14 protein-coding genes are annotated in these 12,842 nt (G+C 65.7%); 1 reads left to right on the top strand and 13 read right to left on the bottom strand.

Annotation, left to right across the window (positions count from 1 at the left end; all coding sequences use genetic code 11):
* Nucleotides 1–3: 3 nt before the first annotated feature.
* From CDO44_RS06875 to CDO44_RS06810, 12 genes are all read right to left on the bottom strand, one after another.
* Nucleotides 4–1,359, bottom strand: a complete 1,356-nt coding sequence (locus CDO44_RS06875) for a HAMP domain-containing sensor histidine kinase (protein ID WP_225971085.1) — start codon at nucleotides 1,357–1,359, stop codon at nucleotides 4–6.
* 60 nt (nucleotides 1,360–1,419) lie between these two features.
* On the bottom strand, nucleotides 1,420–2,085 hold the full coding sequence (locus CDO44_RS06870; protein WP_012204578.1) for a response regulator transcription factor: 666 nt from the start codon (nucleotides 2,083–2,085) through the stop codon (nucleotides 1,420–1,422).
* A gap of 14 nt (nucleotides 2,086–2,099) precedes the next feature.
* The gene (locus CDO44_RS06865; RefSeq protein ID WP_012204579.1) at nucleotides 2,100–3,443 is read right to left on the bottom strand and encodes a ferric reductase-like transmembrane domain-containing protein; all 1,344 of its coding nucleotides are present in this window, start codon (nucleotides 3,441–3,443) and stop codon (nucleotides 2,100–2,102) included.
* 215 nt (nucleotides 3,444–3,658) lie between these two features.
* Nucleotides 3,659–5,653, bottom strand: a complete 1,995-nt coding sequence (locus CDO44_RS06860) for a relaxase/mobilization nuclease and DUF3363 domain-containing protein (RefSeq protein ID WP_043781416.1) — start codon at nucleotides 5,651–5,653, stop codon at nucleotides 3,659–3,661.
* Nucleotides 5,654–6,101: 448 nt separating this feature from the next.
* Entirely contained in the window at nucleotides 6,102–6,689 is a 588-nt protein-coding gene (locus CDO44_RS06850) for a S26 family signal peptidase (RefSeq protein WP_012202386.1), read from the bottom strand.
* Nucleotides 6,686–7,243 carry a DUF2840 domain-containing protein gene (locus CDO44_RS06845; protein ID WP_012202387.1) on the bottom strand — a complete coding sequence of 186 codons (558 nt, stop codon included), beginning with the start codon at nucleotides 7,241–7,243 and terminating at the stop codon, nucleotides 6,686–6,688. The genes CDO44_RS06850 and CDO44_RS06845 overlap by 4 nt, the downstream gene beginning before the upstream one ends.
* Entirely contained in the window at nucleotides 7,240–7,515 is a 276-nt protein-coding gene (locus CDO44_RS06840; protein ID WP_012202388.1) for a hypothetical protein, read from the bottom strand. The genes CDO44_RS06845 and CDO44_RS06840 overlap by 4 nt, the downstream gene beginning before the upstream one ends.
* Nucleotides 7,512–8,150: a ParA family partition ATPase gene (gene parA / locus CDO44_RS06835; RefSeq protein ID WP_012202389.1), complete on the bottom strand. Its 639-nt coding sequence runs from the start codon at nucleotides 8,148–8,150 to the stop codon at nucleotides 7,512–7,514. The genes CDO44_RS06840 and parA overlap by 4 nt, the downstream gene beginning before the upstream one ends.
* Nucleotides 8,151–8,403: 253 nt before the next feature.
* Complete coding sequence (locus CDO44_RS06825; RefSeq protein ID WP_012202390.1) at nucleotides 8,404–9,261, bottom strand: replication initiator protein A; 858 nt, start codon at nucleotides 9,259–9,261, stop codon at nucleotides 8,404–8,406.
* Between the two features lie 26 nt (nucleotides 9,262–9,287).
* The gene (locus tag CDO44_RS06820; protein WP_016451569.1) at nucleotides 9,288–9,578 is read right to left on the bottom strand and encodes an AlpA family transcriptional regulator; all 291 of its coding nucleotides are present in this window, start codon (nucleotides 9,576–9,578) and stop codon (nucleotides 9,288–9,290) included.
* An 83-nt stretch (nucleotides 9,579–9,661) separates the two neighbouring features.
* Nucleotides 9,662–10,435, bottom strand: coding sequence for a DUF2285 domain-containing protein (locus CDO44_RS06815; protein WP_012202391.1), 774 nt, complete (start codon nucleotides 10,433–10,435; stop codon nucleotides 9,662–9,664).
* A gap of 343 nt (nucleotides 10,436–10,778) precedes the next feature.
* The gene (locus tag CDO44_RS06810; protein ID WP_012202392.1) at nucleotides 10,779–11,126 is read right to left on the bottom strand and encodes a DUF2958 domain-containing protein; all 348 of its coding nucleotides are present in this window, start codon (nucleotides 11,124–11,126) and stop codon (nucleotides 10,779–10,781) included.
* A 216-nt stretch (nucleotides 11,127–11,342) separates the two neighbouring features.
* Between CDO44_RS06810 and CDO44_RS06805 the strand changes: the two genes are divergently transcribed.
* Complete coding sequence (locus CDO44_RS06805) at nucleotides 11,343–11,636, top strand: helix-turn-helix domain-containing protein (RefSeq protein WP_012202393.1); 294 nt, start codon at nucleotides 11,343–11,345, stop codon at nucleotides 11,634–11,636.
* 364 nt (nucleotides 11,637–12,000) lie between these two features.
* On the opposite strand, the gene CDO44_RS06800 is transcribed toward CDO44_RS06805, so the two are convergent.
* Nucleotides 12,001–12,315 carry a DUF736 domain-containing protein gene (locus tag CDO44_RS06800; protein WP_016451571.1) on the bottom strand — a complete coding sequence of 105 codons (315 nt, stop codon included), beginning with the start codon at nucleotides 12,313–12,315 and terminating at the stop codon, nucleotides 12,001–12,003.
* Between the last annotated feature and the right edge of the window lie 527 nt (nucleotides 12,316–12,842).

Genomic DNA, 12,842 nt, shown 5'->3' with positions numbered 1-12,842 from the left:
ATCTCAGAGCAGCGGTGGCCAAGGGCCAAGCCGCGCGGACAGCCGACCGTTGTCCAGTGAGAACGCCAGCGGCAGGTCTATGGCATGCGCGAGCGCCAGGGCCAGTGCAAGTCCCAGCCCGGCGTGGTGCGCCGTGCCACCTTCGGAATCCTTGCGCCAGAAGCGAAGTCCGAATTGATCCAGATCGGATGCCTGCAAATTGGGAGCTGTGTTGACGATGGTCAACATCCAGCCGGAAGCCGCGCGCTCCAGCCTACATTGAATGTCGTCGCCTTCGGGCGCGTATTCGATGGCATTGCGCAAGAGGTTGGAGACGATGCGTTCGATCACGCCCTGATCGCTTTGCACCCATGCCGATTCAGGCAAAGTCACACGGATAGGTGACTTGGGTGCCATTTGCTGGACGTTGAATCCCGCCAGCAACTCTTGCAGCAAAGCTGTTAGATCCAGAGGATCAAGCGCAAGTGTGTGTTGGCCGGATTCAAGCCGCGCCAACAACAGCAGAGTGTCCACACTGCGCTGCATGCGTGAACTGGCCTGGATCGTTGCATTCAGGGCGCGCTGGATTTGGGTCGGGTCGGCATCGATCAAAGCGCTTTCTGCGCTGATGCGGATTTCTGCCAAGGGCGTGCGCAACTCGTGGGCCACGTCGCGGGAGAAGCGGCGCTCGCGGGCAATGGCCGCATACAGGTGATGCAAGCCCTGATTGAAGGCTTCGGCAAACGGCCGCAGTTCGCGTGGAAAGTCCGCTCCGATCCGCGCAATCGGCCGATCCGAACGCAGGTCGGCCAGTTGCACGCCGACGCGCTCCAGCATGACCACGATGCGCCGAACCATGAGCAGCGCCAGGCCTGTGGCCAGGAGCGTCGCCAGCACGATACCGCCCAGGAGCGTGAAGTGGATGCGCCGTTCGGTTTGATCCCAATCCCGACGTTCTGTTGCCACAACCAGCAATCGAGATTCCTCACCTCTTACCGGCACGCGCGTCGCCAGCGCGCGGCCCGCGTGGCCGTCCGGGAGTATCACGTCGTAGTAGCGTGGGGTGCCTTGCTCCACCGGTCCAAGCGCCAGCTCGGCCCCAGCACTGCTGGGCGAACGCAGCAAGGTCCGGTGGGTCTGCGAATCGAAGACCGTGAAGAACTCGGTATGCCCGCCAGGCTCGTATTCCGGCATGAGGCTTTCGAGCTTTCTCGCATCCAACTCCTGCAGCACGCGCCCCACCGCCGCTGATCGTTGCATCAGGGTGGTATCCATCCGTCGGTAGATTTCGTGGTCGATCCAGTAGTCGAGGACGGGAAACAGGATGGCGAAGGTTCCTCCAATGCAGATCACCAGGCTGGCAGCCAGCCGCCGCTGCAAGGACCAGGATCTGCCTTGACTCGCATCAGAGAGGGCTTCGGAATCGGGACGTACCATCGTTCAGGGCAGTATGTAGCCGAAGCCACGTCGTGTCACGATCAGTTCATCCAGGCCGCACTGGGCGAGCTTGGTTCGCAAGGTGCTGACGATCACCTCCACCACCTTGTCCGATGCATCGCTGCGGCTGTCGTACAAATGTTCAAAAATCTGCGGGCGCGACAGCGTGGCGCCGCGCCGACGCAGCAGCAAGTCGAGCAGTCCATATTCCTTCGGCGTGAGCCCAAGATCAATGCCCTTGAACCTCGCGGTGCGCGAGCGCGGATCGACCTCCAGATCGCCGTGGCGCAGAACTGGAACGTCCCGTTGCGGCGGACGCCGCACCAGCGCCCGCAGGCGAGCCAGCAGTTCGGCCAGCTCGAAGGGTTTTGTCAGGTAGTCATCGGCACCCGCATCCAAGGCCCGCACCCGGTCGTCAAGCAGTTCGCGCGCGGAGAGCACCAATACCGGTGCGGCATGGGCCTCCCGGCTCAATGCGCGCAACACGCCAAAGCCGTCCAGCCGGGGCAGCATCAAGTCCAGAATGATGGCGTCGTACCGGTAGCTGGCAAGAAACTTCAGCGCGGACACGCCATCGGCTGCTGTATCGCAGGCATAGCCTTCCGACTGAAGGCTCTGGCTCAGGGCTTCGGCCAGCGTTTGCGAGTCTTCCACGATCAATACGCGCATATGCTTTCTTCCATTCAGCGCATCTCGAAAAGCTCTTGGTGGAAGGCTTCTGGCTCCAACCCCTGGGCCAGCAGGTCGGCGCGCAACGCGCGGCCGAAGGCCGTGGGGCCGCAGAACCAGACGCTGGCGTCTTTCCAACCCGGCACCATGGCACGCAGGCGTTCACCCGTCAGGCGACCGTTCTGCTTGTCGATGAGCAGGTGCAGCACAACGCCGGCCGCCTGGCTGTCGGCGCGCAGTTTCTCGATGGCCTGCGGATCAACGTCGCTCGTAGGATGAAACAAATCGACCGGGCGTGCGTCTTGGCCTTTATGCTGCGCCAAATACTTCATGCGCGCAATGAATGGCGTGATACCGATGCCGGCGCCGATCCAGATCTGGCGGGCCTTCTCGTCGTCGAAAGTGAAGCAGCCGTAAGGCCCCTCGACCGTTACCTGGTCGCCTACCCGTAGGCGCTCAGGCAGCCGGCGGGTGTGGTCGCCCAGCGCCTTGGTGATGAAGGTAATGCGCCGGTCTTCCGGCACCCAGGCTGAGGCTAGCGTGTAGGGGTGCGGGCCTTCTTTCGGGTTGGACATGGCGAAGGCAAACTGTCCGGGCCGGTGGCCGGGCCAGGCCGGGTCCATTCGCAGGGTGGTTTCCAGCACGTTCAGCGCAGAGTAGGTCTGCAGCGATTCGATGACACCGTGCGTGGTGCGCTGCGCACCGACCCGGCCCAGCAGCACCCACACCGCCGATACCGTGCCGCTCGCCAGCAGCATAGCCAAAGCCCAGCCCACGGGCTGCGCCCAGTAGGAGAACTGAACCAGCACCAAGGTGTGGAAGGCCAGCACCAAGTAGATCGCTGCCATCCAGTGGTGCGTCTTGGCGAACAGCCGGTATGGAAAGCGCTTGACCAAAGCCAGTACCAGTAGCACCGCGACGGCGTAGAAGGCCCATTCGCCCAAGTCCTCGGCCAGTCCGCGCCAGCCACGCAGCGCCGATTCAATGGAGCCCATTGAATCAGCCGCTGCGCGGGGCTTGCGCGCCGGGCGCGTCAGCCAGCCCCAGCCTACGGCCCACTTGGTACCCTGCGCCCACAGCCAGTGTACTGTCGCAGCGGCCAGAGCGGCGATGCCGAGCCACTTATGCAGGCGGTACATCTTGTCCAGTCCGTTCAAGCTGGGCTCCAGCCACGCAGGGCGCGTGGCCAGCACCATCGCCACGGACATCGCGCCGATGGCCAGTACGCCGCTGTATTGAATCCATACCGTTCGCAGGGCGAAGTAGTTGGACTGCGCAGGCCAGAGCGTATCGGTAAAAAGCCATAGAGCGCTCAATGCCAGCGCAAAAAACCAGAACGTCCAAATTATTCTCTTCATCGTGGATTTGCCCCAAATTCTGCGGAAGGCGCATGCGGTGCTGGTCTGAAACCATCAATCCAGATACGCGATAGCGTGCCTTTGAATGTGACCATGTATCCGAAATTACAGAAAATTTTAATTCTGGCATCCCAACCTTTGGTAATGCTTTGGATTGATCAACCATCAATAAATAGGATCTAATTTTTCCCACCGGCTTGTGGCATTACCTTGACTCAAGAAATGGTTGGCCCCCGATGCCGCCCAATCTCCCATGACACCGCGCCGCCGCGCACCGTCCCGGCAAGCTGCTGCCCCATTCGCTGCTCGATCACCGGTTTCCACGGCACCAGGCTGAACCCCATGCCGTCATCGAGCATCGCGTAGCGCCCGCTGGCAAGCATGACGGAGCGCCGGTAGATGCCGGCCACGCGCTGCCCATCGGACACGGGTCGATGCTCCAAGCCAGTTTCGGCCGCAATGTCTTTGGCGACCTGCGCCAGTTCCCGGTTGCGCAGTGTGCCCAGCAGGTTGCGCGCCAGGATCACGCGCTGGCCGCGCCGCACGGCCAATCCCTGTTCGGCCAGGAAGTCGGCGCGCTGCTGCATCGCCTGTTTGGCCTCGCTGCCAAAGCCGAGGTCGCCCAGGCCCGAGCCGCCGCCGATCAATTGCTGGTCGAGCCAAGTGGCCCCAATCACGCGGGCCTGCCGCTCGATGGGCAGGTGCGATTTCAGTTCCACCGCCACGCCGCCCAGACGCTGCGCGTCGTAGCGGCGGCCCTGTTCGGCCAGGTCGTCCGGCACCTTCCAAAGTCCCTCGGCCACGCGCTCCACGATGCCGGCGCGGCGCAGGGCTTCCAGCCGGCGGACGTGGACCGCGACGACTTCCTGCGGATCACGGCCCGGCACTGTCTGCCCCTGCGCGACGGCCAGATGATGGTCGGTGCGGTACAGGCCACCGCTCGCCAGTGCGGCGATGTTCTTGTCGGCCGCACGCACGTCGGCCGATCCCTTCACCGCCACCACGGCGCCGGTCGGATAGTTCGCCAGCTCGTCGCGGGCATTGAGCGCGACGTAGTGGGCCTTGCCGTCCACGCCGTCGATGACCAGATAGCCCCGGTCGCGCAGCTCGTCGGCCAGCCCCTTCGCGGCTACGCGCCCGAGAATGGTTCGGCCATCGTCGCCCGGCTCGAACACTGCCAGCTCGCGCGGCTCGCCGCGCATGGCCCGCTGCATGGTGCGGATGATGTCGCCACGCTCGCCCAGGGTGCGCAGGGTCTTTCCCGCGTCGGCGTGGACGGCCCAGGTGCCGGGCTGCATTTCGTCGGCCAGGCCCAGGCGCTGCAAGCGTTGCAGCCGGCCAACCAGCAACAGGCGCTGGCGTTGCAGTCTCGGTTCGTTGAAGCGTTCGATCTGCACTCGGCCGTCGTCGCCGGCCTCGCGTTGCAGGGTGCGATCCAGGCTCGTCCACCGCTCCTGCTTCACCTCGCGCTGCAAGGTCTGCTGGATCTCCAGCTCGGTGCGCGGCCCCAGCCATTCGGTCGCCAGCTCGGCGGCGCGATGGCGGAAGCCATCGGCGATGTAGTCGCCCGCAATGATGAGGTCTTTGCCGGTGTCGTCGCGCCCGCGCACGACTATGTGCGTGTGCGGGTTGTCGGTGTTCCAGTGGTTGACGGCCACCCAATCGAGGCCCGTGCCCAGGTCGGCTTCCATGCGGCCCATGAGGTGCCGCGTGTAGGTGCGCAGGTCTTCCAGCTCGGCGCCATCCTCGGGCGAGAGGATGAAGCGGAAATGGTGTCGGTCGTCGGCGCAGCGTTCCTTGAAGGCGTCGAGGTCGGCGGCATCGGTCTGCGGCCCGTAGGCTTGGCCCGGCTCGCCATCGCGGCCCACGCCATCGCGCTCGATGTAGCGCAGGTGCTTGGCGAGCGACTGCGGGCTGGCCTGGCGCTGGTTGACCAGCAGCGTCTTGATGGTCACGCGCCGCGACATGGGCGTGAGCTTCGCCCCCGCGAAGCGCGCCGCCGTGTGGCCGCGCCCCAGGCGCGAACCGGGCCGCTGGCCGGTGTCCGCGCCCTTGCCGGTTCCGCCTGGACGGCGCACTGAGGACTTGCCGCTGCTGGCCTTGCCTGCCTGCTTGAGTACCTTGGAAACGAAGCTCTGACCTTGGCCCTTGCCTCGGTTCTTCGGGGCGCTGGGGCGGATGCGGAAATCTTCATCGCGGCGGTTGCTCATGGCTGCGCTCCCTGAAGGCTGTGGCGTGTCCGGTCGTGCAAAGCACGCGGACATGCCTGTACCGGCGCGGGCCTCGCGCCCCAAGCGGCACGGCGGCGAAGCCGCGCCGTGCCGCGCCACCCCCACGTGCAGACAGGCTTTGCGGGCCGACAGGTGCCGCCCCCTTTTGTCTTGCCTTCCGCATTTGCCTCCCGCATCCGCTCCCGGCAATCGCGGCCCGGTGGCGCTGCTGCACCAGCAGCCAGCGCGCCGGCGAACGCGGATACGGCCGCAGGCCGGGCGCGTTCGAGGCAAGACGCCTGCACGTTGGACGGCTGCGCCGGAGACAGCGCGAAGTGCGGTGCGAATGCACCCGCACTGCACGCGCGACGACACGGCGACGACCAGCAGGACGACACGCCCGATGGCACGATGAGATGCATGGCAACGTGCAGCGAATCGACGGCCATCATGGGCGGGATTCCAGCCAGATCGGATGCGCGACGCCGATCACGGCGGATGCGCTGACCGGCCCGAAATACCGGCTGTCGAACGACGCCGGGTTGGTCACGCTCAAGAGGAACAGTTCGCCAGGCCGAAGCTGGCGGCACTGCCGCCAGGAAGGCAGCGGACGGCCCAGCCGGTCGGCGGGCAGCACGGCGGCCACCGGCACGCCGTCGATCCAGACCAGCGCATCAAACACGCACACCGTTTGCGGCGCGACGGCGCCCACGCGCTTGAGCAGCGGCACGCGCGCCGGCAGGTAGCGGCGCTGCGCGGCCAGCGCGGCGGTGTCTGCCGGCAACGTGGTCAAGACGATGCTGCCAACGGACAAAGGCTGGTGCAGCGAGTCGGTACGCTGGTGGAGCGGTTCCACGCGATACCAGCCGACCGCCACGCTGTCGGACGGGTTGTAGATGATGCGCGGCAGCGGATGCACGAAGGACGCCCAGGCCAGCGCAGCGAGGCCGCAGGCAGACAGGCACGCGAGCACGATGCGAGCGCGCAGGCGTGAGCGAGGACGCGGCGCGGTGCCGACAGTCGAAACGGCGGTCATGGCAGCGCCCTCCCGATGAGCCATCCGGCGTGCCGCTCGGCGGTGTATTCGGGCAGCGGCAGGCGCGCAGCGAGCCGGTTGGCGAGCGTGCGCCAGTACGCGGGTGAAGCGGCGGATGGCGCGATCCCCAGCGCCTCGATGGCGTCGATGCGCTCCAGCACGGCGCGCACCTGGTTCTCGCCCTCGGTGTGCAGCAGCAGGCGTGCGCCCGGCTGCACACCGGGGATGCGCTGCGCCGCGTCCAGCGGCGTGCAAGCCTGCATCACCATGAGCTGCCAGCGAACAGTGCCGTAGTCGGTGGACTGCCAGCGAATGCGGCAGAACATGGCATTCGGCATGAATACGGCGAGACTGCGCCAGCGGTCGAGCCGCAGCGTGCGCGCCGGTTCGCCGAAGCGCAGGTAGAGCTTGAAACGGTGCTCCAGGAAGGCCAGCGAAACGCGCGTTAGCGGCGTTGATGTTGGCCCCGTCGCGTGTGCTAGGAGTGGCGGCGACGGTGCAGCCGTGGCCGCGAAGGCAACAGGCGCGGGGGCAGACGAAGCGGATGCGGTCATGGTGTGTTCTCCCTGCGTTGTTCTGGAAACTCGCGCTCCAGCAGGCCGCGCAGCAGTTCGGCCACCGTCACGCCTTGCGTGAACGCCGACACCTTGATGCGCGCCCGCATTGCGGGCGTGATGTCGAGCGTCAGGCGTGCGGTGTAGAGGTCGCCCTTGCCCAGCGCATCGGCGTCGCCCTGGCGAATCCACGCCTCGGCGTGCGGATTCGCGGGCGGACGCGCGCCGATGCCGACGCGCTTTGTCGTGCGCTTGCTGGCGGGGCTGCTCATGTCGGCCACCGCAGCAGTTCGTCCACCAGTGCGGTGATTTCGCGCGCGGCGACGCTGTCCGGCGCCGTCTCGCGTGCCAGCCGGCCAGCAGCCACGCTGTCGGCGAACACGATGCGTTGATGCACTTCCGCGCGCAGCGCAGGAAGCGGCTGCTCGGCCAGCGCGCCGCGTGCTTCGCGTCCGATCACCGTGGTGCTCACGCGCCGGTTGATGACGAAGGCCGCGCGCAGCGCAGGCCGAAACACCTGCGCCTCGCGGATCAGCGCCACCATCTCGGCGCTGGCCCACAGGTCGTAGGGGCTGGGCTGCACCGGGATCAGCACGCGCTCGGCCGCCAGCAGCGAGGAGCGCGCCAAGGCGGCGATGCGCGGCGGCCCGTCGATGACGACGTGATCGGCCCGCCTGGCGAGTTCTGGCGCTTCCTGGTGCAGCGTTTCGCGTGCGAGGCCCACGGCGCTGAACAGCCTTGGCAAACCTTGCTGGCTGCGGCGCTGCGTCCAGTCCAGCGCGGAGCCTTGCGGGTCGGCGTCCAGCAACACGACGTGTTGGCCGCGCATCGCCAGCTCGCCAGCGATGTGGGTAGCCAGCGTGGTTTTGCCGACGCCGCCTTTCTGGTTGAGCAGCGCGACGATCATGGCCTGGCCCTCCCTGTTGGAAAGCCCGGTTGTTGCCGCTGTGCTTCGCGCCGCGTGGCGGTTTTCCACCGAGGTGCGGCGCTTCTACTACCAGTTAGATGTTTTAAGTTAGGGAAGTTAGGGGAGGCCGAAACCCGCGCCGTTATTGGCTTTGCGGCCGATCCGTACTCCTGATAGCACGAGAGTCGTACTCCCGATAGCACGATACCTCGTACTCCTGATAGCACGAGCCCGTCCACAAGCTGCGCACCGTTTATCCCCGTGCCGCGAACGGCACGGGCCGGAAGGTCAGCAGCTCGGCGCTGTTGTCCGGCATCCGCTCGATGCCTAGGACGTAGCCGGGCAGCGACTGCCGCGCGACCAGTGCGCGCAGGTCGTAGGCGAAGTCTGAGAAGCGCGTGGCACTGCCCGATTTCCGATACAGGTGTCGGAAATCGAATTGCCAACCACCCGGCTGTCGCCCGCCGTGTTTGCGCACCAGCCGGTACAGCCATCGCTCGATGCCGCCCGTGAGCCGGAAATACGCTGGGTCGATGGTCAGCACCAGCGCGGCATCCATGACGCCCGCGTAAAACCAGTCCGGCAGGATCAGCTCCAGCCCTAAGGGCGTGCCCTTGGTATCGGCCAGTTCCTTCCATTCGTTGATCCACGAGAAGCGGTGCAGCCGTCTTCCCGTGGTCTCCCGAATGGACGTGGCCACCGTCGTGGATTGCAGGCGATCCAAGGCCGCCTTGAGGCGCTGGTAGTCGCGCAGCGACGTACCGCGCCCAATGAATCGCTGGATCTCGTAGGGCGTGGCCTGCATGAGCCGCGATGGACGCAAGCCCGCGTCGCGCGCCTCCACAATCTGCGAAGCCGCCCAAATGAGCACATCTGCATCCCAAATCGTGGCGATGCCATGCTCCTGCGTTCCCTCCACGCGGATCGTGATGCCGCTGGCGCGGAAGTCGATCGGCGCCACGCGCCGCGACTTCGCCAGCGAGAAGAACGGAAAGGCCATCAAATCCTGGCTGTCGCGCGGCGCCATGTCGCCCGGCAGGGCACGGAACAGGTCGAGCTGTTCGCGCTCTGGCACGAGCCGCTGCCGGGACGGCAGCGCAGGGCTGGACATGGCGAAAGCCACCCGCGCGCCAGCGGTCAGCGCGCACGGCTGTCCGCCGAATGCTGCTCGGCGTACTCGGGATCGGATGTGCTCTCGAAGCTGCGCTCGGAAGCCCAGGCATCGAGATCGGCCACGGCGTACATGACGCGGCGGCCGAATTTGCGGAACTTGGGGCCGCCGCCCAGCACGCGCTGCTTTTCCAGCGTGCGCGGTGACAGTCGCAGGTAGTCGGCGGCTTCGTCGTTGGTGAGATAACGCTGCGGTTGCGCGACAGCGGCCGAGGTGGTTGCGGGAGCGGCGGCAGGCCGCAAGGGAGCAGGACGCATGGTGAGAACCTCCATCGGTTGCAGGGCTCCGGCCACACAGCGCAACCGGATGGAGGCAGTCTCAGAAAATGAAGCTCTCTTGCTCAGGGTCGTTTTGCGTGGCCTTCAAAACGACCCTTCTCAAGCGGCGCAAGCTGTGCTAGGCGGCGATAGCCGCCGCGCATCAGCGCATCGCCGCGCCGCGTCAGGCGGCGCACCTTGGAGCGCAGGCCGCCGTCGCTGTACCAACCGGCTGCGGCATCCACGCCGAACAAGCCTTCGGCCACATCGCGCAAGGACGCACCCGCCAGGGTTGCGTCGAGCGCCTGCAAGGTGTGCAGTTCCAGCAAGGCCGAATGCGATGGCCGGGGCCGAGCATTGGCCAGCGCCGCACCGGGCGCATGGCCGCGTGCAGGTGCGGCAGCACCGCCGTGATGGGCATAGGCGACAGCCATGCCGTCCTCCAGGCCGGGTGCCAGCGCGAAGCGCAGGCAATGGCCAGGGCTGCGCGCGATCAGCACCAGCCGCTTGCCATCGTGGATCAATTGCTTGTGACCAGGGATGCGCCAGAACGCGAAGGCGGTGGCATTCTGCGGTGGGTCGGCATCGGGGTAGAGCTGCACCACGCCGGCATGGCCGGGGAGCCAGGCCGGATGCGCGTCGCGCGCATCCAAGGCTGGGTCTTCCAGCAGGCGTAAGCCCCAGCGATGCGCCGCGTGCTGTGCCGCCTGCGGCCGGCGATGACGGTGCAGCCAGTCGAGCCGGTAGTCGGGATGGCGCCGCAGGTACTCACAGGCCAGTGCGAGTGCATCGAGCCGCAGAACGTAGAGGTAGGCGGCGGTGGGATACCAGTGCGGGAAATGGTGAGGGCTGACCATGACGAAAGCTCCTGTCGAACAGCAGGAACGTCGCCACGGGCCGATCAAAACGAAGCTATCGCATCCAGATCAAAACCATCATCTGCATCAATTCAAGCATGTAACATGCGGTGTCAAGACTGATTGGCTCCGGTGTATTGCGAATCCCGTCCGAATGCGACGACCGCCCGACCCGACAACGTCATGCGGCACAAAACACCGTGCCCGTACCCGCATAAAAGATCGTGACTGATTGGGTCACACCAGCACGGGTTGAATGCAAGAGTGCGGATTCAGACCGGACAGGTCTGGAATAAGACTGAAATAGTCCCAATACGCCCCGCTTGGCCGCAGTGCGAACGGTTCAATCGAGGATGGAACCATTCTCCTGGGCCAGCCGCAGATATTCCGACAGCGGGCGTGCCGCCTGAAAATACCGATCCCGCATCACGGGCTGCTTGCGTGGCCCGACGATGGATTCCAGATCGGACAGCTTCACGGTGCCCAGCTCGGGCATTCCCAGCCCCAGGTCGATCAGGCCAAAGGCCGTATCGCCATCGGCCGGATCGAGCGCGGCCAGCAGCCAAGTGAGATGCGCGTCCGGCGTGAACAACCGCACCACGGGCAACGGGTCGATGGAGCCGCCAGCGGCGCGATTCTGGCCGTGGGCCAGCAACTGCCTGCGCTCGTCCTCGGTGATGAGTCGGTTCATGGGCAGCCCTTTCTTGGAACAAATCCACCGAAGCGTGAAAGCGTAAAGCCGTATCGGCGGATTTGAGGAAATGCACGGATTCGGTTTTGTGCTTCCGTGAAAAACCGCAAATGCGTATTTCTGTAAAGACGTAGAAGCACGAAAAAGGATTGATTCGGAATGAATGAGTTAAAGATAACGTGGTTTTAATTGTGCTGCGAATTGACGCTTCTGTCTATGCAGAAGCGAACCGTCCAGCGCGGCCGACCGGCCGGCTCCACCACCCATGACGCCGAGCTGGCCCACGCCTTCGGCGCGGCGGTGCGTGCTCTGCGGATGGAGCGCGGCATCGCGCAGGAATCGCTGGCACACCAGGCCGGCATCGAGCGTTCCCACATGGGGAAGATCGAGCGCGGCGAGCACATGCCCACGCTGGCGATCATTTTCAAGATCGCTGGCGCGCTCGAATGCAGCACGGCAGTGCTAATGAGCGAGGCTGAAAGCCAGCTCGCAGCGGCGGCCCCGCCGTAGGCGCTGGCCCGGCCGATCCGGCGCAAGCCGGTTCGGCGGTGTTCAAGGGGCGCCAAGTGCAGCGCGGCGGGGATGGGCCTTGCGCCGATCCCCTGGAGCAAGCGACGCGCGCAGCGCCGCAGGCGCGAAGGCGTGAGGGATTGGCGCCGAATGGCCGTGACGACAAAGACGGCACGGGGCGCAGCCAGCTAAGCCCGGCGGTGCAAGGCACCGACACGCCCGGCCGTTCTTGCAGCCGCAGACTCGCCCCATGCCTCAACAGAAGCGGCCCAACATGGGCCACGCTCCTGCAATGACCAGGCTTCCATGCAGCTCTGCGAAAGCGGCACGGCGCCCCGCCGCGTGGGCGGGGCGCTGGCGGCCATCAGGCCGCCTGGGGCTTGCTGCGCGACCAGATCAGCGTGTGCGTGCCGTCCTCTTCCTCGATCAGCCGGGCATAGACCGTTGCTGGGAACGAAGGATCGTCGAGGGTCACGGACACGTAGGGCCGTTCGGCCTTGCTGACTTTCTTCCACGCCGCGCCGATGTCGAAGCCCGCCGCCTGCACGCGGAAGTCGGGGGCGTGTTCGTTGTCCCCCTTGTCGTTGGGAACCAGCTTGGCCTTGACGTTGAGGGTCAGGGTGCGCAGCGTGCCGGTGAAGCCGTCTTTGTCCGCGGTGAAGGTGCCGATGGTTGCCATGATGAATCTCCTTACGATTGAACAAGGTTCGCGCCCATCGCGTCCTTGTTGTGATCCGACCGGCGGGAGACGGGCTGGCTGCACCGCTTGCGGTCGCAACGCAGTGGAGAACCGGGAGGCGAAAAGAATTTGTCCCGCGAGGAATGCGCGCAGCGCAGGGGGAAATTGTTTTCGCCGGACGGTTGCAGCCATAAAGCCCGAGGCGCAGCCGTGCCACCGCCAGGATTCACAACAAGACAAGGACGCCTTGGGCCGAACCGCTTCGAAAGGAGACAGGGCTGACTCGGCATCCCCGCACGAACGCTGCACTGGCTCGCTCCCAGACGCGGGCCAGGTCAACACCCCAATGACGGGCGAGAACGCCCCGGTCACACCTTGCGGCGCCAGTCTTGAGGCGTGGCATGGAAGCTCCATAGCGATGCCGGGCGGGATGCCCGTGAACCGTCCTTCGTAACGTGATGGGCAGGAACCGTCAGCGTCGGGGACGGCACGCATCCGTACAACCTGCCGCAGCAAGCTCCAGCGTA

The organism is Pigmentiphaga sp. NML080357 (assembly GCF_002188465.1).
GTDB lineage: Bacteria > Pseudomonadota > Gammaproteobacteria > Burkholderiales > Burkholderiaceae_B > Pigmentiphaga.
This window is presented reverse-complemented; position numbering and strand designations above follow the sequence as displayed.